The 20,070-nt window shown below is 69.7% G+C and carries 19 protein-coding genes and 1 pseudogene; 11 read left to right on the plus strand and 9 right to left on the minus strand.

Annotated elements, in window-relative coordinates; translation table 11 throughout:
* Positions 1-3: 3 nt before the first annotated feature.
* Together QM568_RS08595 and QM568_RS08600 are read right to left on the minus strand one after the other, a co-directional pair.
* On the minus strand, positions 4-600 hold the full coding sequence (locus QM568_RS08595; protein WP_415137819.1) for a TetR/AcrR family transcriptional regulator: 597 nt from the start codon (positions 598-600) through the stop codon (positions 4-6).
* Between the two features lie 123 nt (positions 601-723).
* Positions 724-2,073: an MFS transporter gene (locus tag QM568_RS08600; protein WP_415137821.1), complete on the minus strand. Its 1,350-nt coding sequence runs from the start codon at positions 2,071-2,073 to the stop codon at positions 724-726.
* 160 nt (positions 2,074-2,233) lie between these two features.
* On the opposite strand from QM568_RS08600, the gene QM568_RS08605 reads away from it, so the two are divergent.
* On the plus strand, positions 2,234-4,444 hold the full coding sequence (locus tag QM568_RS08605) for a glycoside hydrolase family 3 C-terminal domain-containing protein (protein ID WP_415137823.1): 2,211 nt from the start codon (positions 2,234-2,236) through the stop codon (positions 4,442-4,444).
* Between the two features lie 75 nt (positions 4,445-4,519).
* Here the strand turns inward: QM568_RS08605 and QM568_RS08610 are convergent, their stop codons facing one another.
* On the minus strand, positions 4,520-5,293 hold the full coding sequence (locus QM568_RS08610) for a GntR family transcriptional regulator (RefSeq protein WP_415137825.1): 774 nt from the start codon (positions 5,291-5,293) through the stop codon (positions 4,520-4,522).
* A 163-nt stretch (positions 5,294-5,456) separates the two neighbouring features.
* Between QM568_RS08610 and QM568_RS08615 the strand changes: the two genes are divergently transcribed.
* Positions 5,457-6,227: a hypothetical protein gene (locus QM568_RS08615; protein WP_415137827.1), complete on the plus strand. Its 771-nt coding sequence runs from the start codon at positions 5,457-5,459 to the stop codon at positions 6,225-6,227.
* Between the two features lie 42 nt (positions 6,228-6,269).
* On the opposite strand, the gene QM568_RS08620 is transcribed toward QM568_RS08615, so the two are convergent.
* The 5 genes from QM568_RS08620 to QM568_RS08640 form a co-directional block, all read right to left on the minus strand.
* Positions 6,270-6,746 (minus strand): adenylyltransferase/cytidyltransferase family protein, encoded by a 477-nt coding sequence (locus tag QM568_RS08620; RefSeq protein ID WP_415137829.1) that lies wholly within the window; start codon positions 6,744-6,746, stop codon positions 6,270-6,272.
* A 171-nt stretch (positions 6,747-6,917) separates the two neighbouring features.
* Entirely contained in the window at positions 6,918-7,292 is a 375-nt protein-coding gene (locus QM568_RS08625; RefSeq protein WP_415137831.1) for a hypothetical protein, read from the minus strand.
* Positions 7,293-7,423: 131 nt separating this feature from the next.
* On the minus strand, positions 7,424-8,530 hold the full coding sequence (locus tag QM568_RS08630; protein ID WP_415137833.1) for a class I SAM-dependent methyltransferase: 1,107 nt from the start codon (positions 8,528-8,530) through the stop codon (positions 7,424-7,426).
* A 24-nt stretch (positions 8,531-8,554) separates the two neighbouring features.
* Positions 8,555-9,286 carry an IclR family transcriptional regulator gene (locus QM568_RS08635; RefSeq protein ID WP_415137835.1) on the minus strand — a complete coding sequence of 244 codons (732 nt, stop codon included), beginning with the start codon at positions 9,284-9,286 and terminating at the stop codon, positions 8,555-8,557.
* Positions 9,287-9,294: 8 nt separating this feature from the next.
* On the minus strand, positions 9,295-10,581 hold the full coding sequence (locus tag QM568_RS08640) for a hypothetical protein (RefSeq protein ID WP_415137837.1): 1,287 nt from the start codon (positions 10,579-10,581) through the stop codon (positions 9,295-9,297).
* Positions 10,582-10,701: 120 nt separating this feature from the next.
* Here QM568_RS08640 and QM568_RS08645 point away from each other — a divergent pair, with 120 nt between their 5' ends.
* The 5 genes and pseudogenes from QM568_RS08645 to QM568_RS08665 form a co-directional block, all read left to right on the plus strand.
* Complete coding sequence (locus QM568_RS08645; protein ID WP_415137839.1) at positions 10,702-11,592, plus strand: sugar kinase; 891 nt, start codon at positions 10,702-10,704, stop codon at positions 11,590-11,592.
* Between the two features lie 207 nt (positions 11,593-11,799).
* Positions 11,800-12,177: a GntR family transcriptional regulator gene (locus QM568_RS08650; protein WP_415137841.1), complete on the plus strand. Its 378-nt coding sequence runs from the start codon at positions 11,800-11,802 to the stop codon at positions 12,175-12,177.
* The gene (locus tag QM568_RS08655; protein WP_415137843.1) at positions 12,174-13,070 is read left to right on the plus strand and encodes an ABC transporter ATP-binding protein; all 897 of its coding nucleotides are present in this window, start codon (positions 12,174-12,176) and stop codon (positions 13,068-13,070) included. The genes QM568_RS08650 and QM568_RS08655 overlap by 4 nt, the downstream gene beginning before the upstream one ends.
* Positions 13,070-13,753: a hypothetical protein gene (locus QM568_RS08660; RefSeq protein WP_415137845.1), complete on the plus strand. Its 684-nt coding sequence runs from the start codon at positions 13,070-13,072 to the stop codon at positions 13,751-13,753. Before QM568_RS08655 ends, QM568_RS08660 begins: the two co-directional genes overlap by 1 nt.
* A 151-nt stretch (positions 13,754-13,904) precedes the next feature.
* Positions 13,905-14,114: pseudogene (locus tag QM568_RS08665) on the plus strand (MerR family transcriptional regulator); the annotation flags it as partial.
* A gap of 32 nt (positions 14,115-14,146) precedes the next feature.
* Here QM568_RS08665 and QM568_RS08670 read toward each other — a convergent pair.
* The gene (locus QM568_RS08670; protein WP_415137847.1) at positions 14,147-14,365 is read right to left on the minus strand and encodes an SCO4848 family membrane protein; all 219 of its coding nucleotides are present in this window, start codon (positions 14,363-14,365) and stop codon (positions 14,147-14,149) included.
* Between the two features lie 109 nt (positions 14,366-14,474).
* Between QM568_RS08670 and QM568_RS08675 the strand changes: the two genes are divergently transcribed.
* The 4 genes from QM568_RS08675 to QM568_RS08690 all read left to right on the plus strand — a co-directional run bounded on the left by QM568_RS08675 (position 14,475) and on the right by QM568_RS08690 (position 19,791).
* Positions 14,475-15,083 carry an RNA polymerase sigma factor gene (locus QM568_RS08675; RefSeq protein ID WP_415137849.1) on the plus strand — a complete coding sequence of 203 codons (609 nt, stop codon included), beginning with the start codon at positions 14,475-14,477 and terminating at the stop codon, positions 15,081-15,083.
* Complete coding sequence (locus QM568_RS08680) at positions 15,080-15,535, plus strand: hypothetical protein (RefSeq protein WP_415137851.1); 456 nt, start codon at positions 15,080-15,082, stop codon at positions 15,533-15,535. Before QM568_RS08675 ends, QM568_RS08680 begins: the two co-directional genes overlap by 4 nt.
* Positions 15,536-15,574: 39 nt before the next feature.
* Complete coding sequence (locus tag QM568_RS08685) at positions 15,575-17,134, plus strand: S8/S53 family peptidase (RefSeq protein ID WP_415137853.1); 1,560 nt, start codon at positions 15,575-15,577, stop codon at positions 17,132-17,134.
* A gap of 101 nt (positions 17,135-17,235) precedes the next feature.
* Positions 17,236-19,791: a CHAT domain-containing protein gene (locus tag QM568_RS08690; protein WP_415137855.1), complete on the plus strand. Its 2,556-nt coding sequence runs from the start codon at positions 17,236-17,238 to the stop codon at positions 19,789-19,791.
* Positions 19,792-20,070: the final 279 nt, after the last annotated feature.

The following is a 20,070-nucleotide window of genomic DNA, read 5'->3' on the forward strand; positions in this document are numbered from 1 at the left end:
GGATCAGGCCTCGGCAGCGCCGAGGTGCGACAGGGCGGCGATGCCGCCCCACATCGCCCTGAGCCGCGCGATCATGTCGATCGAGCGGTCGAGCAGCCACTGCTGCTGCAGCCCGTCTGCAGTGGCGATGATGATGTCTGCGACCAGGTCGGCATCGACGTTCGGGCCGAACTCGCCGCTCTCCTGGGCGGCGGCGATCGACTGCTTCGACAGTTCGCGCACCCATTCGTAGCGCTCGAGGAAGTACTCGTGCGCCGGATGCTTGCCGATGCTCGCCTCCGCAGAGAACTCCACGTACAGCTGCACGAGACCTGGTACCCGGGTGTTGTGCTCCATGACCTCGAGAAACCCCTCGAAGTTCGGGCTGCCGACCCAGTGCGCCTCGGTGTCGCGCTCGTCCCGCGCGCGCAGCACCGCCATGTAGAGCTCTTCGCGCGAACCGAAGTAGTGCATCAGCCCCGGCTGCGTGAGCCCGACACGACGAGCGATCTCGCGATTCGAGGCGTTGCGGCATCCGAACTCCGCCACGACATCGAGCGCCACGGCGAGGATCTCCTCCCGTTTCGCTGCCCCCTTGGCGTACTGCCCCCGACGATTCATCGACTTAAGTCTATGAGCTAAAGCGAATGGTCATGTGAACGCTCCCCTTCGTGCGCCCGTATGGCTGATGGGGCGGTCGGACGCTCCTGCGAGCATCCGACCGCCCCACCCTGAATCGGCCGGTTACTTGACCTTCTTGATCGGCAGGATCACGAGGGCGCCGATCAGGCACAAGACGGCGCAGACGGTGAACCAGACGGCGTAGTCGTCTCCGTTCGCTCCGCCGGTGAAGGCCAGCACGATGCCGCCGATCATCGGCGCGAAGGTCTGCGGCAGCGCGTTCGCGATGTTCAGCACGCCGAGGTCCTTCCCGGAGTCGTCCGGGTTCGGCAGCACGTCGATCACGAGGGCGAGGTCCACGCCCACGTAGATGCCGTATGCCGCCCCCAGGAGCCCCTCGAGGATGTAGAAGGCCGAAACGTCCTGGACGAAGATCAGCGCGAAGGTCCCCACCGCGAACAGGGCCGTGGACGACCACACGAAGATCTTGCGCTTGCCGATCTTGTCGGAGAGCTTGCCTGCGACCCAGGCGGTGATGATCAGCGCACCGGTGTAGATGAGCGTGGTGTTGGCGATCAGCGCGGTGACCTCAGCCTCGGGCACGCCGATGTGGAACTGCAGGTAGGCGAACCGGAACGCGGTGAACCCGAAGCTCGCGAACGTGATGAGGAAGCGGGACCACCACGCCAGAGCGAAGTCGGGGTGCTTGAGGGGGCTGACCCAGAACGTCTCGATGATCTCGCCGAACGTCATACGCGGCGGCTTCGCCGGCAGGACCTTGTCCGGCAGGACGATGACGAACACGACCATCGCCAGGATCGCGAGGATCGACGGGATCACGAAGACGATGAAGAGGCTGAAGGAGAACCAGTTCGCGACGTACACGCCGCCGACGATGCCGATGTTCTGGGCGATTCCCAGTGCAGCGGTGATCCCGCCTCGCTGGAACTTCGGCACCTGGTCGGCCATGGTCGCGATGAAGGGTGCGAGCGTCATGTTGGCGCCCAACTGCGCGATGGCCCAGCCGACTGTTGCGAGCGCCAGGCTGTCGCCCAGAGCCATCACGACGAAGCCGACGGTCATCACGACCGTGCCGAGCACGACCCAGATCCGGCGGCGTCCCCATCGGCTGGTCGTGCGGTCGGAGACGCGCCCGAAGACGACGTTCGCCACCGTGGCGAAGAATGCGCCGACACCGCCCAGAATCGCCGATGCCGTGATGAACGACTGCCCACCGGCCGCGATCGCTCCGGAGTCCTGAAGGGCATTGATCTTCATGCCGATCCCGACGATGGCGGGCCCGAGCAGGGCGATGAAGAAGATGAGCTGGGCGATCAGCAACCACGTCACATACGTCTTGCTCGCCGGCTCGGTCGGCTCCTTGAACCAGTGATGCTCGTGCGAGCCGATCGTGCGACTCGCCGATGTCATCCCTGATGGCGTGCCCGCGGCTGATCCGCTGACTGACGACATATACCTGCCTCCTTTGGCTGGTTTCGCTTCCGGGGCCCCGCGACGACGCGTATGCCGCCGTGTGGTGACCCCCCCTTGTCGATGAAAACCTAGACCGCTAAGGTTTCCAGCACAAGAGGCATTTCCAGAACTTTCCCAGCTTCAGGATCGAGGACGATCAATGGCCGATCTCAGCAACCTTCGCGCAGCAGACCTCACGCTCGAAGAGCGCGCGTCGCTCACCAGCGGCGCCGACTTCTGGACCACCAAGGCGGTCGACCGTGTCGGCATCCCCTCGGTCATGGTCACCGACGGTCCGCACGGCCTGCGCAAACAGGGCGGGGCATCCGACCACCTGGGTCTTGCCGACAGCATCCCTGCCACCTGCTTCCCCCCGGCCGTCGGTATCGCCGCGAGCTTCGACCCCGAGCTCGCAGAGCGCGTCGGTGTCGCCCTCGGCGTGGAGTCCGCCATCGAAGACGTCGCCGTCATCCTCGGCCCCGGCATCAACATCAAGCGCTCCCCGCTGTGCGGACGCAACTTCGAGTACATGTCCGAAGATCCGATCGTCTCCGGCGCGATGGGTGCAGGGCTCGTTCGTGGCATCCAATCGCAGGGCGTCGGCTCCTCGCTGAAGCACTTCGCCGCGAACAACCAGGAGACCGACCGCGTTCGTGTGTCTGCCGACATCGACCAGCGCACCCTGCGGGAGATCTACCTGCGCGGCTTCGAGCGCGTCGTCAAGGACACCCAGCCGTGGACCGTGATGTGCTCCTACAACCGCCTCAACGGCGTGTACACCTCGGAGGACCCCTGGCTGCTGACCTCGGTTCTGCGCGACGACTGGGGCTTCGAGGGGCTGGTGGTCTCGGACTGGGGCGCCGTCTACGACCGCGTCGCCGGCGTCGCCGCCGGGCTCGATCTGGAGATGCCATCGAGCAACGGCCGCACGGATGCCGAGCTGGTCGCCGCCGTCCGCGACGGGCGGCTGGCCGAAGACGCCCTGAACGCCGTTGCCGACCGTGTGATCGACCTGGTGCGCAAGTCGCAGGCGCGGCCTGCAGCATCCGGCTCGCTCGACGTCGAAGCGCACCACGCGCTGGCCCGCGAGGCGGCAGGGCGGTCGATCATCCTGCTGAAGAACGACGGCGGCGTCCTGCCGCTCGCGGCCTCGACCTCGGTCGCGGTGATCGGCGCCTTCGCCGAGTCCCCCCGCTATCAGGGCGCCGGCTCATCGCAGATCAACCCGACCCGCCTGGACAAGGCGATCGACGCGATCCGCGAGGCGGCCGACACCGAGGTCGCCTTCGCCGCCGGATTCACGATCGACGGCTCCGGGGATGCTGCCGCGCTGCGCGCGGAGGCCGCCGCTACGGCATCCGCAGCAGAGGTCGTCGTCGTCTTCCTCGGCGTTCCGGCCGCAGAGGAGTCCGAGGGCTTCGATCGAACGCATATCGACCTGCCGCAGAACCAGCTCGACCTGCTGGACGCGGTGATCGGCGCGAACCCGAACGTGGTGGTCGTGCTCTCGCACGGCGGCGTCGTGGCTCTGCCGTTCGCCGACCGCGTGTCGGCGATCCTGGATGCGTCGCTGCTCGGCCAGGCCGGCGGCTCAGGCACGGCCGACGTGCTGTACGGCGCGGTCAACCCGTCCGCGCGCCTCGCCGAGACCATCCCGTTCCGCATCGAGGACACCCCGGCGTTCGGGAACTTCCCCGGCGAGCACGGCCATGTGCTCTATGGCGAGGGGCTGCTGGTCGGCTACCGCTGGTATGACGCGAAGAAGCTCGACGTGCAGTTCCCGTTCGGGCACGGCCTGTCGTACACCACCTTCTCCTACGGCCAGGCCAGCGCCTCGGTCGGCTCTGATGGAGACATCCTGGTCACCGTGCCGGTCACGAACACCGGAAGTGTCGACGGCCGTGAAGTCGTGCAGGTGTACACCTCGCTCCCCGGCTCCTCGGTGAACCGCCCGCCCCGCGAGCTGAAGGGCTTCGCCTCAGTGGCGATCGCGGCCGGCGAGACCGTGGATGTCGAAGTGACGCTTCGCCGCTCGGAGCTGGCCTACTGGGACATCCGGGTCGACGGGTGGATCGTGGAGGGCGGCGAATACGTCGTCGAGGTCGGGGCGTCCAGCCGCGATCTGCGCAGCTCGACGACCGTGGCCGTGGCGGGCGACCCGCTGCGCCTGCCGATCAGCATGAACTCCTCCTTCGAGGAGCTGCTGGCAGACCCTGTGATCGGCGAGGAGGTGCGGGCCGCGCTCGATGCGAGCAACGTCGAACCTGCCCTGCTGGAGCTGATGGGCAACTTCCCTGTCGGCCGCATCGACGGCATGCCGCTGCCCCGGGAGCAGACGATCGCCCTCGTCGAGAAGGCTCAGCGAGGCTGAGAACCCCGCATCGGCCCGTCGCCGCCCGGGAGCACGGCACTTCCAGAGCCGTCTGCACGGTCAGGTCGGCGGATGTCAGTGCCGCGACGGATGCAGGACGAGGGCGAGGATCTCCTCGAAGCTGCGCGCCGCAGCATCCTCATCACGGGCCTCGAAGGCCGCGCGGAGGGCATCGAACAGGATCGCCACCTTCTCGGGGGAATCCACCCGCACCTCCGCCGCGCGCACATCGCGCTCGAGGACGACGCGCATCTCGGACATGACGGTTCCGTACACCGACCCGTCGGCGCACTGGGTGAGAGTGTCGATGCAGCGGAAGAGGCCCGAATGCGCGCTCTGGGTGTCTCCGCCGAGGAGCGCCTCCTCCCAGGCATCGAGATCCGCACTGATCCCTTTCGTCACGGGCGCGCCCATCGAGAGCGCGGCGAGGCCTGCAGCACGCGCGCAGAGATGTCGTAGCAACCGCAGCGACTCGTCTATCTGCGCCGCGGACAAGGGCACGACACGGGTGAACCTGCTGGCCGAGGTCTCGACGATGCCCTGTCTCTCCAGTCGGAACAGCGCCTCTCTGACGGGAGTGCGCGATACGTCGAGCACCGCGCACAGACGCGACACGTCGAGAGCGACGCCCTCGGGCAACTCACCGCTGATGATCGCCTCGGCGAGACGCCGATAGGCGATGTCGCTCAGGCGTCTCGCCTCTCGCGCGACTCCTGACCGGAGCGCGGCGACGCTGCGGAGCTCGGCATCTGGTCGCACGACATGCATGCTCGTCGTGCGGACCGCCTCGGCGAACGGCGACGAGGCGACGCCGGCCCGAGGCTCCGCAGGGTGCGGTGTCTTCTCCACGGCGCTCCCTTCGAATCGGACGGCCTGTGTGATTCAGTCGAGCACATCGCCGGGGAGCCGGATCGCAAATCCATGAAACTTCACCCCGGCTTTCACCCTCGACTCGAGGGTCTGCCGAGGAAGTGGCTCCGCGCGTGCACCCGAGAAGTAGGCTGAGCACATCATGGAGTGGTGGAACTACTGGTGGCTCGTCTTCCCGTTGATGGGAGTCGCGGGCGCGGCCGCGAAGCGGTGGGAATGGGCCGCGCGCCGACGTCACGAGCGCCGGCTGGAGACCCTGCGCCTGAAAGCCGAGATCCAGGCCGCCCAGCTCGAGGCACGCGGGCTCCCTCAGCGTCAGGATCCCGCGAGCATCGACCCCGCGGCATCCGTCGCGACGAACGAGCTGCTGACCCGTCTGTTCGCCGAGCATGACGAGATCACCGCGCGCTGGCTCGACTACGAGCTCGACGTGTCCAAGCTCATCGCGTTCCCCGCGATGAGCGATGGACGCCAGCCGCTGGTGGCCGCGTTCCTGCGTGCGAAGAAGACGGCGGATGCTCTGCGCCCGGCCTCCGCGGACGCTGCGGTGCCGCAGCGCCAGGTCTCCGAGTACCTCGACGCGGTCGGCGCCTACGCGGTGGCCTTCGAGGTCGCAGAGAAGGACGCCAGGCGCCTGCGCGACTCGACCTTCACCGAGCCCGAGCGCAAGCGCTTGGAGCGTGCGCAGCAACTGCTCAAGGTCGCCGTCGACGAGTCGGCCACGCAGGCCGAGCGCAATGTCGCCTACAAGCGGGTGCGCGAGGAGCTCGATGGGCTCGTCCTGCTGTCGGACGAGGCGGTCGAGGTGCTCGAGAAGCAGGTCGCCCGCGAACTCCCCGCTCCCCCGGCATCCGCTCCGGTCTCTCCGCCGACGCCCCACCTGCACGGCGACGCCGACGCCCCACCTGCCTGACGTCGGCCACGTGGGGCGTCGGCGGGAAGTGCGGGCGGCGCGTCAGCCGCGTGCGGTGCGCTCGGCCTCTTTCGCGGCGACGATCTGGCGAAGACCCGAGCTCGAGAAGCGGTGGTCGCGGGTGTTGAAGTACAGCTCGATGCCGGACTCCTCGCAGTAGGCCCGTCCGGTGAAGTCGCGGTCGGCGTACTCGTCGCCGACGATGCGCACGTCGAGCTTGAACGAGCGGAGGATGTCCTCCAGGTCCTGCTCGGTGGAGTACGGGACGATCTCGTCGACGTACTCGCAGCCGCGGAGCTGGATGTAGCGCTCGACGACCGTCTGGGTCGGAGCGTTCTTCTCCGGGCGGTCGAGGGTCGGATCCATCTGCAGCCCGCAGATGAGGTAGTCGCACTGCCGCTTGGCCTCGGCCAGCATCATGATGTGCCCCGCATGCAGCAGGTCGAAGGTGGAGAAGGTGATCCCGACACGGGGGCCGGGGTTGTAGTCCTGGTGCTTCTTCTTCGGCTTGTCTGCCATTGCTCTTCCGATTGTGCTGCGGTTTCGACGTCCTGAGAACTCTATCCAACCGCAGCCCCTGAACCCCCGCGACGCCCCACCTGCGCCGCGACGCCCCCTCTGACAGACGTCGCCCAGGTGGGGCGTCGCGTGTCAGGTGGGGCGTCGGCGGATCCGCAGAGGGAACGGGCTTCAGTCGGGCAGCATCCGCTTCGTGATCGCTTGCACATCAGCATCGAGACCGTCGAGTCGGCGCTCCACGCGATCGAGGCGCTTGTCGACCTGCTCGAACCGCCGATCGACCTCTTCGAAGCGCCGATCGACGTTGTCGAAACGGACCATCATCTCGGTGCGCAGACCGTCGATCTTCTGGTCGAACGTCGCGGCCATCACATCGAGTCGTGTGTTGACCGCCTCGAACTGCGCCGCAACGGTGCCGAACTGCGCCGTGATCGTGCCGAACTGCGCCGCGATCGTGCGCATCATCAGCTGCGTGGTCACGGCGATCATGCCGGTCAGCGCCGCGGCGAGTATGCCCAGCGCAGCCCAGATCTGCGGTTCATTCACGGGAAGCACCCTTTCATCATCCAACGGCTGCGTCCAGATTGCCAGCGTCTTGTGGCGTGGAAATACCTGCTGACCGGCATATCCCGCGATCTGTGCATAAGTCGTCGACACAGGGAGATGTGTAGAGAGAGTCAGTGGCGGACGCTGCGCGTCACCGTGAACTTCGGCGTGCGCACGACCTGCTCGGTGGGGCCGACAAGCCGGCGCAGCTCGCCGCGGTAGGCGAGCGACGAGTTGTACACGCACCAGAGCACCCCGCCGGGGCGCAGAATGCGCGCCGCCGCCTCGAACAGCCGGGTCGCGGCTCCCGTGTGGATGCTGGAGCCGAGGTGGAACGGCGGATTCAGCAGCACGACGTCGACACTCGCATCATCGATCTCCGACGCCGCGTCATCGTGCATCACCACCACGCGATCGCCCACGCCGTTCGCCGCGGCGGTGGCGAGAGCGGATGCCGCCGCAGCGGCCGAGCGATCGGTCGCGATCACGCGGGAAGAGGGATGGGCGAGGGCATACGACACGGCGAGCGCGCCGGTGCCGCAGCCGAGATCGACGACGTCCGCCGCCGCGGGCACGCGATCGAGCGCGTCGAGGAGCACCCGCGTGCCGATGTCGAGCCTCGCCCCGGCGAAGGCGCCGCCGTGCGCGACCAGGGTGAGTCCGTCGTGCTGCGCCGACACCGGGAACGGCGGCGGCCCGGCGACGGTCAACGGCTCGGACGCCACGATCAGCCGCGACTTCCGCTGCGCCCGCTGCGCCTGCACCGCCCCGAAGAACCGGCCGAGCACCTCGTTCTGCGCGAGGGTCATGTGCTTCACCCGGCCTCCGGCGACGAGCACGACATCGGGCGCGGCCGAGCGCGCCACGGCATCCGCTATCTCCTCCAGCTCGGCGAGCGACTTGGGCAGCTGCAGGAGCACGAGCCGGGCGCCGTCGAGCAGCGCGGGCGACAGCTCGTGCGAGGCGAAACCGCTCAGCCCGAGCTCCTCGGCGTTGCGCGCGAGCGCGCAGCGCCCTGTGGCGAGGTCCTGATGCACGCGAACTCCGGTGCGCCCGGCATCCGTCAACGCCAGGGTGATGGCTCCGTACTCGTCGCCGATGACGGCGATCTCCACCCCAGGCAGGCCCGTCTCGATCGCCCACTCGACGAGCAGCATGTCTGTGGCGTCGTACGCCTGCAGGTTCTCGGCCTCGACATCGGGCCAGCGCCGCAGGCGGGCGTAGGGAAAGTCGGGCACCTCCCTACGATACGCGGGCGCCGCTCAGCCCGCCTCGCGCGCGATCAGAACGGCCGTGCGCTGCAGCAGCGGGATGCGGTGGGCAAGCTGCTCCACGTCCTGCACCATGCGGATAGCGGTCAGCGACAGGGCTCCGATCACGCCCATGGCACTGCGGATCGGCACGGCGACGCAGTTCACGAAGTCCTCGAACTCGGCGTCGTCCGCCGCCCAGCCCCGCTCCGAGATCACGTCGAGCTCACGGTCGAGCGCGGCGCGCGAGGTGATCGTGCGGCGGGTGTGCGGCGTCCAGTCCGTGCCCATGAGCACCGCATCCCGGCGGTGTTCGTCGAGGTCGGCGAGAATCGCCTTGCCCACCCCCGTGCAGTGCGGCAGCACTCGGGAACCGATGCGCGAGTACATGCGGACACCGCCCTGGTCCTCGACCTTGTCGACGTAGACGATGGTGTCATCGACGAGGGCGGCGACGTGCAGGGTGTTTCCGGTGTGCTCGTGCAGCTCTCGCAGGTGGACGGATGCCGCCTTGCGCAGGTCGAGGTTCTCCAGCGCCGTCTGGGCGAGGGAGACGAGATGGAACGCGAGCACGTAGGCGCCGTCGGCGCGGCGGCGCACATAGCCGACGTCCTCGAGGGTCTGCAGCTCGCGGAACATCGTCGAGCGATGCAGCCCGAACTCGACGGCCAGCTCGGCCACGGTCTGCGGCCGCGCGGCGATCGCGTCGACGATCATCGCGGCCCTTCGTACGCTCTGCGACATGGCGAGGCCTAGAAGAACGTCCGCACGAGCTCGACGACGCGGTCGTCGTCGAGCGAGACCGTCACCGGGAGGTAGTGCCACTTGTCGAAGGCGGTGCAGGGGTGCGAGAGCCCCAGGCGCACGACGTCGCCGATGCGCACCTCGGCGTCGCGGAGGAAGTCGCGGAGGAAGGAGTGCTGGTCGTTCATCGCCGACACCGTCGCCCCGGGCAGCGGCTGCCACGGCTCTCCGAGATCGGCGGCGAGCGCCTGCGGCTCGGGCAGTCCCTCGTCGAAGGGCAGGTCGCGCTTGCCCCCGTCGAGGAGGGCCAGCGCGGGCTCTGGGCGCGAGACGACCCGCGCGTATCCGTGCATCGCCGAGCGCAGGACGCCCTCGTCGCTGCGTCCGCCGTCAAGGGGGGAGATGCCGCGGTAGAAGCCGTCGTCGTGCACGATGTACGCGCCGGAGCGCAGAATCCAGCGGGTGCGGTCGTCACGGGCGATCGCGGGGGCGTAGACCTCGGCGACGAGATCGAAGTACGCGCTCCCGCCCGCCGTGACGGAGACGTCGCCCTCGTCGTCGTAGAGGTCTGCGATCGCGTCGTGCAGCGCCACCTGGTTCTCGAGGTACGCGCGGACCGCGTCGAGCGCGGCCGGCGAGCGATCATGACCGAGGCTGCCCTCGTAGCCGGCGACGCCCGCAAGGCGAAGGACGTCGGATGCCGCGAGCAGCCGCGCGATCTCGATGCCCTCTTCGAGGGTGCGGGCGCCGGTGCGTCCGCCGGGAGCGCCGAGCTCGACGCACACGTCGACGCGTCGCGGCACGCCGATCTCGCGGAGCAGGTCCTGCATCCGCTCGACCGTGGCGACCGAGTCGGCCCAACTGACGAACCGGAACTCCGGATCGGCGAGCTCGGCCGAGAGCCAGCGCAGCGAGCGCGGGTCGACGACGGCGTTCGCGAGCATGATCTCATCGAGGCCGAAGGTGCGGGCGACGCGGACCTGGTCCAGGTTCGCGAGGGTGATGCCGGGGCATCCGGCGTCGAGCTGGCGCTGCCACAGGGCGGGAGCCATCGTCGTCTTGCCGTGGGGCATGAGGCTGAGGCCGCGAGAGGCCGTCCACTCGGCCATGAGGGCGAGATTCGCCGTCATGGCGGTGTCGTCGAGGGCGATCAGCGGCGTCCAGAACTCCGACAACCGCGGCTCGGTCGCGAGGAACTCGTCGACCGTGAGCCCGATCGCGCGCTCGGGGATCCCTTTGTCGCGGGCGGTCAGACGCTGGGTGCCGAGGCCTTCGAGCAGCAGTCGCTGTGCCATGGGCGTCCTCCGTGCGGTCGGGGTGGAACGATCTGGGTCGAACCTACCCCTCCGATGCCTGCTGTGCATATATTGCAACGCCTGTTGCGGATGCTGCGCACGCTCGTCATCATGTGAATCATGTCTGCTGACGCCGCCCCCGCCCTGATCGCCATCGGCGAGACGATGGTGCTGATCGCCCCGCACGACGCCACCCCGCTCGCGGACGCCGACGACGTGCGCCTGAGCATCGGCGGCGCGGAGTCGAACGTCGCCGTCCACGTGTCCGCACTCGGCCAGTCGGCGGCCTGGGTGAGCGCACTCGGAGACGAGGTGCTCGGCCATCGGGTGCAGCGCACGCTCTCCGGGCTGGGCGTCGACACCCGCTGGGTGCGGTTCGATCCGGATGCTCCGACCGGTGTCTATTTCAAGGATCCGGGTCGCGGGGTGCACTACTACCGTGCGGGCTCCGCAGCTTCGCGCATGACCGCAGAGAGCATCGCAGAGGTGCCGCTGGAGCAGGCGCGCATCGTGCACGTCTCGGGAATCACCCCCACGCTGTCGGCGGAGTGCGCCGCGCTGATCGATTCCGTGATCGAGCGGGTCGCGGCATCCGACGCCTTCCTCAGCTTCGACATCAACCACCGGGCGGCGCTGTGGTCGGCATCCGAGGCCGCGCCCGTGCTGCTGGGGCTGGCGAATCGCGCCGACATCGTCTTCGTCGGCCTCGACGAGGCGGAGACGCTGTGGGGGACGACATCGGCGGATGCCGTGCGCGCTCTCATCTCCGCTCCCGGTCGCCTCATCGTGAAGGACGGCGACGTGGGAGCCACCGAGTTCTCGGCCGACGGCGTCGTCTTCGTGCCTGCAATCCCGACCGAAGTTGTCGAGGCGGTCGGCGCCGGCGACGCTTTCGCGGCAGGCTACCTCGCCGGCGTCCTCGCGGGACACGACCCCGAGGCGTGCCTGCGCTCGGGGCACGAGCGCGCCCATCTCGTGCTGCAGTCGACGCACGACGTCGTCACGCACTGACCCCCGCCCGCTTTCCCCCTCCCCCTCTCCCTCTCCGCCCTCCCGATCCGCCGACGCCCCACCTGGCGCACGACGCCCCACATGCGCGACGCCCGCCAGGTGGGGCGTCGCGGCGCAGATGGGGCGTCGGCGGAGAGGGGGTTGACAGCGCACCCGGTTGCATGGTTACTTAGTTGAGTAACTAACCAACAATCCCGGGAGGATCGCGTGATCGAAGAAGGCAAGCCCCTCTTCCTCCAGATCGCCGAACAGATCGAGGACTCGATCGTCGACGGATCCCTGGCCGAGGAGACGCAGGCGCCTTCGACCAACGCCCTCGCCGCGTTCTACCGGATCAACCCCGCCACCGCAGCCAAGGGAGTCGCAATGCTCACCGACAAAGGCGTGCTGTACAAGCGCCGCGGCATCGGCATGTTCGTCGCCGCCGGCGCCAAGGACATCCTGCTCACCGAGCGCCGGGCGGCCTTCGCCGACCGCTACATCGACCCGCTCCTCGCCGAGGCCCGCACCCTGGGCCTCGGCGCCTCCGACCTCGCGGCGCTGCTCGCCGAGCGCGCCGCCCGCACCGAAGGGAACCCCGCATGACCGCCGTCATCGAGGTGCAGAACCTCACCAAGCGCTACAAGGACAAGAAGGCCCTCGACGGCGTCTCGCTCTCGCTCGAGCCCGGCCACATCTATGGCCTCCTCGGCCGCAACGGCGCCGGCAAGACGACGCTGATGTCGATCCTCACGGCCCAGAACTTCGCGACATCCGGCACCGTGCAGGTGTTCGGCGAAGCGCCGTATGAGAACGCCAGGGTGCTCAGCCGCATCTGCTTCGTGCGCGAGAGCCAGAAATACCCCGACGACGCCACCCCGCGGCACGCGTTCCAGGCGGCCAGGCTGTTCTTCCCGAACTGGAATCAGCCGCTCGCCGACGACCTCATCCGCGAGTTCCAGCTGCCGATGAAGCAGAGGATCAAGAAGCTCTCGCGCGGCCAGCTCTCGGCGGTCGGCGTGATCATCGGCCTCGCCTCGCGTGCCGAGATCACCTTCTTCGACGAGCCGTACCTCGGCCTCGACGCCGTCGCCCGGCAGATCTTCTACGACCGCCTGCTCGAGGACTACGCCGAGCATCCGCGCACCGTCATCCTCTCCTCCCACCTCATCGACGAGGTCTCCAACCTCATCGAGAAGGTGATCGTCATCGACAACGGCCGCATCATCCTCGACGAGGACACGGATGCCGTGCGCGATCGCGCCGCGACGGTCATCGGCGACGCCGCCAAGGTCGACGCCTGGGTGGCGGGCCGTGAGGTGCTGCACCGCGAGGAGCTCGGCCGTGTGGCCTCGGTCACCGTGCTCAGCGCACTGAGCCCCGCCGAGCACGCCGAGCTCGCGGCATCCGGTCTGGATCTCGCCCCGGTCTCGCTGCAGCAGCTGGTCGTCCGGCTCACCCAGAAGAACGAAGCACTCGCGAAGGAGGAGGTCCGCTGATGCGCACCCTCAACGTCATCCGCCTGCAGATGATCAACCGGTCGACGTTCCTCTGGACGCCGCTGATCATCCTCGCCGGCGCCACCCTGCTGTCGATCCTCATCTACGCGATGATCCCCGTCGACACCCCCAAGTACGGCGGGGCTGGCCAGGCCCCGCTGTGGTACTTCTTCGCGATCGGCATCGGTGCGATGAGCTACACCTTCCCGTTCTCGCAGGCCATGAGTATCACCCGGCGCGAGTTCTTCTTCGGCACCATGCTCACCGCGGTGATCGCGAGTGCCCTGATGGGCGGACTGTTCGTCCTCGGCGGCGGCATCGAGCTGGCCACCGGCGGCTACGGCGTGAACGGCTACGTGTTCTACCTGCCGTGGATGTGGGAGTCGGGGGCCTTCGGCGCCTTCCTCGTCTTCTTCACGCTCTCGTTGCTGCTGTTCCTACTGGGCTTCACGGGGGCTGCCATCTACAAGAGCTGGGGCCAGACCGTGCTCACGATCGTGTGGGTCGGCCTCGCCCTGTTGTTCATCCTGCTCGTGTTCCTCGCGACGCGGTTCGAGCTGTGGGGTGCGTTCTGGGCGGGCGTGGGCGGGCTGGGAGCCGCGGGACTCGCCGCCTGGGGACTGCTGGTCGTCGCTGTCCTCATGCTGGTGTCGTTCTTCGCCTTCCGGAGGGTGACGCCGTAGGCACGGCGTCCGCCTCGGAAAACCCGGACGAGACGGATGCCGGGCGGCGTGTCGCGGAGGAACACGCCGAGGCGGATGCTGATGCTCTCCGTTTTCCGGAGGCGACGGGCACGAGTGGAAGGCGGGATAACGGAGGCGTGTTGTCCATCGGATGCTGCGGCATTGGGACACCGCGGGCCTGCTCGTGCCCGCCCACGTGGACGAGTCCAGCGGCTACCGCTCGTACGACCCGTCGCAGTTGGAACGGCTGCACCGGATCGTCGCGCTGCGGCAGCTCGGCTTCGGCCTCGACGACATCGCGCAGATCCTCGAGCAGGGCGTCGACGCCGACCGCCTCGCGGCGATGCTGCGGGTGCGCCGGGCCGAGGTGCGCTCGTGCGCGGGACCGCCGACTCAGAGCGCGCCGGTCAGGGCGGCCACGCCGACGAGCACCGAGACCACCGCGAGCACGAGGGCGATCGCGATGAGCACGACGTGCACCCGGAGGAACGCCGTCGCGCGGCCGTTCTCGTCGCGTGCGCGGGGGTCGCTGGCGATGCGCGTGTAGAAGCGGGGCCACACCACCACGTTGAAGGCGGCATTGAGGAAGAGGACGACGGCGAGGGCGATCACCCCTCCACGCTAGCCCCCGTTCCGGCACTGCGCCGTGAATATATCGACCGCGATCATGTATCAGAAATCGCTTGCCCGGCTCCTTGCTGGTGTGATCACAATGGAACTCATGATCGACGGCGCACCGGACGCCGATCTCGAGCAGGCCGACGACGGTGCCGCGCGGTGGCAGCAGGCCGCGCGGAGCTTCCGCGCCTGGCGAGACGGAGACAGCCGCGCGATGGACGACCTCGTGCGGCTGATGACCCCTGTCCTCTGGCATGTCGTGCGCGCGTACGGTCTCGACCGCACCCTCGCCGAGGACGTCGTCCAGTCGGCGTGGCTGGCGCTCGTGCGCGGTCAGGACTCCATCAGCGATCCGAAGGCCGTGTCGGCCTGGCTCATCACCACCGCGCGTCGCGAGGCGTGGAGGGCCAGCAAGGCGCATGGCCGGGTGGACACGACGGATGCCGACGGCCTCGACCGCCTGCTGCCGCAGCAGCGGTCCGCCGAGGAGCACGCGGCCATCGGGGACGAGAGCCGTCGGCTCTGGCTGGCCGTGCAGGCGCTCGACGAGCGCTGCCAGCGCCTGCTCCGCGTCGTCGCGTTCGACGACCGCCCCGACTACGCGAAGCTCGCCGCCGACCTCGCCATGCCCGTCGGCAGCATCGGCCCGACCCGCAAGCGGTGCCTGGCCAAGCTCAGAGGACTTCTCGATCCGGCAGGAGGGGAATCATGACCGACCACGAAGACGCCGAGCTGTTCGCGCGGCTGCGCTCGCTGTGGACCGACGTCGACCCGATGCCGGCCAGCCTCATCGACCGCATGATCGCCGCCGTGGCCACCGACTCCCTCTCCGAGGAGTACGCGCTGCTGACCCTCATCGATCAGCCGCTGGGCGCGGTGCGCGCGGAGACGGATGCCCTCACGCTGCAGTTCAGCGACGGCACCACCAGCATCCTCCTGCACGTCACGACGAGCGCGAATGGCAATCGCCGCATCGACGGCTGGGTCGACACCGCGACGACGGAGATCGTGCTCGCGCAGGGCGACAGCATCCGCTCCACCGTCCCCAGCGAGACCGGCCGCTTCATCTTCGACGATGTGCCGCAGGGTCTCGCCAGAGTGCGGCTGACGGCGCAGGATGCGGATTCCGAGCGCACCGTGGTGACGCCGCAGTTCGAGTTGTGAACCGAGCAGTTCGGGTCGTGAGCACGGAAGGGGAACGACATGGATCAGCCCAAGGGGTGGAGCTGGCAGGACCGCGCTGAGGGGTCGATCCTCCGCGGGACGGCGCTCGATCCGAGCGTCGAGCCGGTGGACGGCGTGCGCGCCTACCCGACCGCCTACCTGCCAGAGCACCTGCTCATCACGCAGGATCTCGACCACGAGGCCAATGATCGCGAGATCCAGGCGCTGCGCGACGCCGCCGGCGCCTTCGGGTGGATTCTGGAGATGGAGTCGCCAGACGCTGGCCGAGGGCTCGGCGCCGACGGAGAGCTGATCCCCGGCGTGCCCGGGTTCCTGCGCGCCCGGCTGACGACGCCGGAGGAGCCGCAGCGGGGCGAGTCGCCGGTGGCGCCGGATGCCTGGCGGGTGCTGCAGCGCGCCCGGCGCGCGACGCGCAGCACGATGCCGCGGACGAGCCTGGAGCACGTGCTCGCGATCGACCCCGTCGGGCTCAATCCGTTCAGCAAGACGAACCCCTTCAGCAAGACGAACCCGTTCAGCAAGACGAACCCGGTGCGCGGCGGGGGCGGCAGCGACGACTACCTCGAACCAGGGCGCGGCGCGCGCCAGCCGGTCGGCTGGGTGGGGGCGGCACCCGCGCGCGGGCCGGCACCGAAAAGCGGACGGCGCCCGGTCATCGCGGTGCTCGATACCGGATGCGGCGTGCACGACTGGCTGCCCGACGACATCGTCACACGGGGCGCCGAGCTCGACGGCGTGCCGGTGGGTCTCACCGACGACGCCGACCCCGAGCTCTACCCCGACCTGTACGGGCAGCTCGACGGCGAGATCGACGCCGTCGCCGGGCACGGCACGTTCATCGCGGGGCTGATCCGCCAGGCGGCACCGGATGCCGACATCCTGTCGATCCGCATGGCGGGCTCGCTCGGCGTCATCGACGAGAGCACGTTCCTCGTGACCGTGGCGCAGGTCGTCGAGCTGCTGCGTCGGCATCGCGAGGACCCGCGCACCGGGCATCCGATCGACGTCATCAACCTCTCGCTCGGCTACTACCACGAGACGCCCACCGACGGGCTGTTCAGCACGACCCTGTTCCAGCTGCTCGCCGAGGCGCGGCGGTTGGGCTGCGTCGTCGTCTGCTCGGCGGGCAACGACGCGATCGACCGTCCGTCCTTCCCCGCGTCGCTGTGGCCATGGCCGGGCGCCGACAACGGCATCCGTCCCGATCGCGCGGCGCCGCACGTCTCGGTAGGAGCGCTGAACCCCTCGGGGCAGTCGATCGCCCTGTTCTCGAACGTCGGCCCGTGGGTGCAGGTATACGCGCCCGGGGCTGCGGTCGTCAGCACGTCACCGGGATTCACGGGCGGCCAGCAGGCCGCGAGCCGTGCCGATTTCGACGGGTTGCGGCGTGAGACCCTCGACCCCGACGACTACCGCGGCGGGTTCGCGGTGTGGAGCGGCACCTCGTTCTCAGCGCCGTACGTCGCCGGACGCATCGCCGCGCAGTTGGGCTCGGTACCGCTTGCCGGAGCGAGTGCGGAGACGGCGCGGGATGCTGTCGCCAAGGTTCTGGAGGCGCTGCCGACGCCGCGGGTGTGATCGGAAGCCGGGCGGCTGGGCGTTCGAGCACCGCGCCCGGCATCCGCCTCACCCCCCGCGTGCCCTTCCCCTGACCCGGCGCACCACGGCATGCTGGGACAATGCCCCTCTCCGCCGGTGAACTGCACCGCCGCGGGCTCGAAGCGGCCAACACCCGGCGGTACGCGCAGGCCCGACGGGACCTCGCCGCGGCGTCCGCCCGCACCGACGACCCCGACCTGCGCGCGCGCATCGACGGCACATCGGCCTATGTGCTCGCGCAGACCGGGGAGCCCGCCGCCGCCGAGGCGCTGTCGCGCGAGGCGCTCGCCCGACCGGGGCTCGCCCCAGAGACCGTCGCCGTGCTGTGCGGGCAGCTGGGCGTGCTGCTCATGCATTCCGGGCGGCTCGACGAGGCCGACGCCATGCTGACCCGCGCGATCGATGCCATGCCGGGCGATTCGGTGGAGTTCGCGCACTGCCTGATGAACCGCGCCATGGTGCGGATGCAGCGGCACGAGCTCGACGAGGGCATGGCCGACCTGGAACAGGCGGCGCTGACCTATGAGGCCGCAGGAGACTGGGTCTCGAACGCCGAGGCCCGCCACAATCTCGGCTACGCGGCGCTGCTGGGCGGAGACCTCGTCACGGCGCTGCGGCTGATGACGCAGTCGCGGCCGGTCTTCGCAGAGACGAGCGAACTCGCCACCGCGATCAGCGATCTCGACCGCGCCGAGGTGCTCCGGGACGCCGGGCTCACCACCGAGGCCGAGGCGCTGCTCGGCGAGGTCGCCGCGCGCTTCGGCGCGCAGCGCATGCGGCAGGCGCGCGGGGAGGCCGAGTTCCACCTCGCCCGTTCGCTGCTGCGCCATGACGCTCCTGCGGCCGTGCGCACGGCGCGCACAGCGGTGCGCCGGTTCACGGCACTGCGCAGCACCGGCTGGGCGGCGAGGGCCGAGGCGGTGCGGCTCGAGGCGGCGGTGCGCGCGGGCAGGCCGCCTTCTGCGCAGGAGTTCGCGGCAGCATCCGATGCCCTGATCCAGGGCGGATTCCGCACCGAGGCGGCAGCGCTGCGCCTGACCGCACGACAGGCCGGTCACGGTCCGCGACCGCGCATCGGGGCCGATGCCCCGGTGCCGTTGCGCGTGCGCGACCACGAGGTGCGGGCGGCGCGCTCGGCCTCCCGAGGGCGCGACGCGGAGGCCCGGCGCATCGCCGCCGCTGGACTCGACCTGCTGGCGAACGGTCAGGAGTCGTTCGGGGCGCTCGACCTGCAGTCCTCGGTGAGCATGCAGGCATCCGATCTCGTCTTCACCGGGCTCGCCGCGGCGGCGCGCTCGCGACGTCCGGAGGTGCTGTTCGAGTGGTCGGAGCGGGCGCGGCACCTCAGTCAGCAGGTCACCCCGGTGCGCCCTCCCCACGATGCGGACCTCGCCGCCGACCTCGCGGCGCTGCGGATGCTGCGCGCCGATCTCGCCGGCTCCGATTGGACGGGCGACGCCAGGGTGCGCGCTCTGCGCGATCGGGTGCGGGAGCGGCAGTGGTCGACGACGACGACCGGGCGGGCGCTCACCCGGCTCGGGCTCGCCGAGGCGCAGTCGCTGCTCGACCGCGAGACCGCCGTGCTCTCGTACGTGTACACCGGCGCGGAGCTGCAGTGCGTCGTGGCCACGGCATCCGATGCGCGGATCGTTCCGCTCGCCTGGCGGCGCGTGCAGGAGGCGCTCGACGGGCTGCGTGCCGATCTCGATGTCGCCGCCCTCACCCGCGGCGGGCCGATGGCGGCGTTCGTGGAGCGCGCGCTCGACGAACGCCTGGCCCGGCTCGACGCGGAGCTCCTCGCCCCTGCGCGCGCCGCCGCAGGCCCGGTTTCACGACTCGTGCTCACGGTGCCCGGCATCCTCTCCGGCATCCCCTGGGCGATGCTGCCGGGGATGCATGCCACCCCCTTCACCCTCGCGACCTCGGTCTCGCGCTGGTCCGCCGACCGCCCCCCTTCCCCTCCTTCCCCTCCTCACCCCGGCCGACGCCCCACCTGGGCGTCCGCGCCCCACCTGGGCGACGTCGCTCAGGTGGGGCATCGCGGCGCAGATGGGGCGTCGGCGGAAGAGGGCGGGGGGAGCGCGGCGGGCGGGGCGGGGAGAGGGGGGAGCGGGTTCGCGGCGGGGCCGCGGGTGCCGCGCGCGCTCGACGAGGTGCAGCGGGCGTCCGCCGCGTGGGAAGAGGCCACAGTGCTCACCGGCGACGACGCGCGGGTGGATGCCGTGACCGCCCTCGCCGCGCGCAGCGAGGTGCTGCACATCGCAGCCCACGGACGCCATGCCGCCGACAACCCGCTCTTCTCCGGCCTCGAGCTCGCCGACGGCACGCTGTTCGGCTACGACGTCGACCTCATCGAGCGCACACCAGACACCGTCGTGCTCTCGGCGTGCGAGCTCGGCCGCTCCTCGGTGCGCTGGGGAGAGGAGGCGCTCGGCATGACCCGGGTGTGGTTGCACGCCGGGACGCGTTGCGTCATCGCCGCGCCCGTCGTCGTAGCGGATGCTGTCGCCGCCGAGCTGCTCGCGGCGCTGCACACCGGGCTCGCGCGGGGCGAGGATCCGGCCGCGGCGCTGGCCGCGGCATCCGTCTCCACCGGGCTGCGCGCCCCGTTCCAGTGCCACGGATCCGGATTCTGAATCTTTTTCTCCACTCGATGTATCAGACCGGCGGGAACCTGCTCTTGATCGTCAGAAGATGCCGATGCGAAAGGGCTTCGAGAAGGCGGAGCACGGGAGGCGCAGTCGAAAGGGGGCTTCTGTGCACTGGGGAGTGCAGGAATCACGACGGGTCATCTTCTGCCCAGGGGGTGCCGTGGTTGCAACCAGGCACCCCCGCCAGGGGCGGGTGCGGCGGACTGGGGCCGCCGCACCCGCTTTCCGGCGGAGGTCTTCAGCAGGACGGCGCGACGCCGTCAT

Source organism: Microbacterium sp., from assembly GCF_047607465.1.
Taxonomy (GTDB): Bacteria; Actinomycetota; Actinomycetes; order Actinomycetales; family Microbacteriaceae; genus Microbacterium.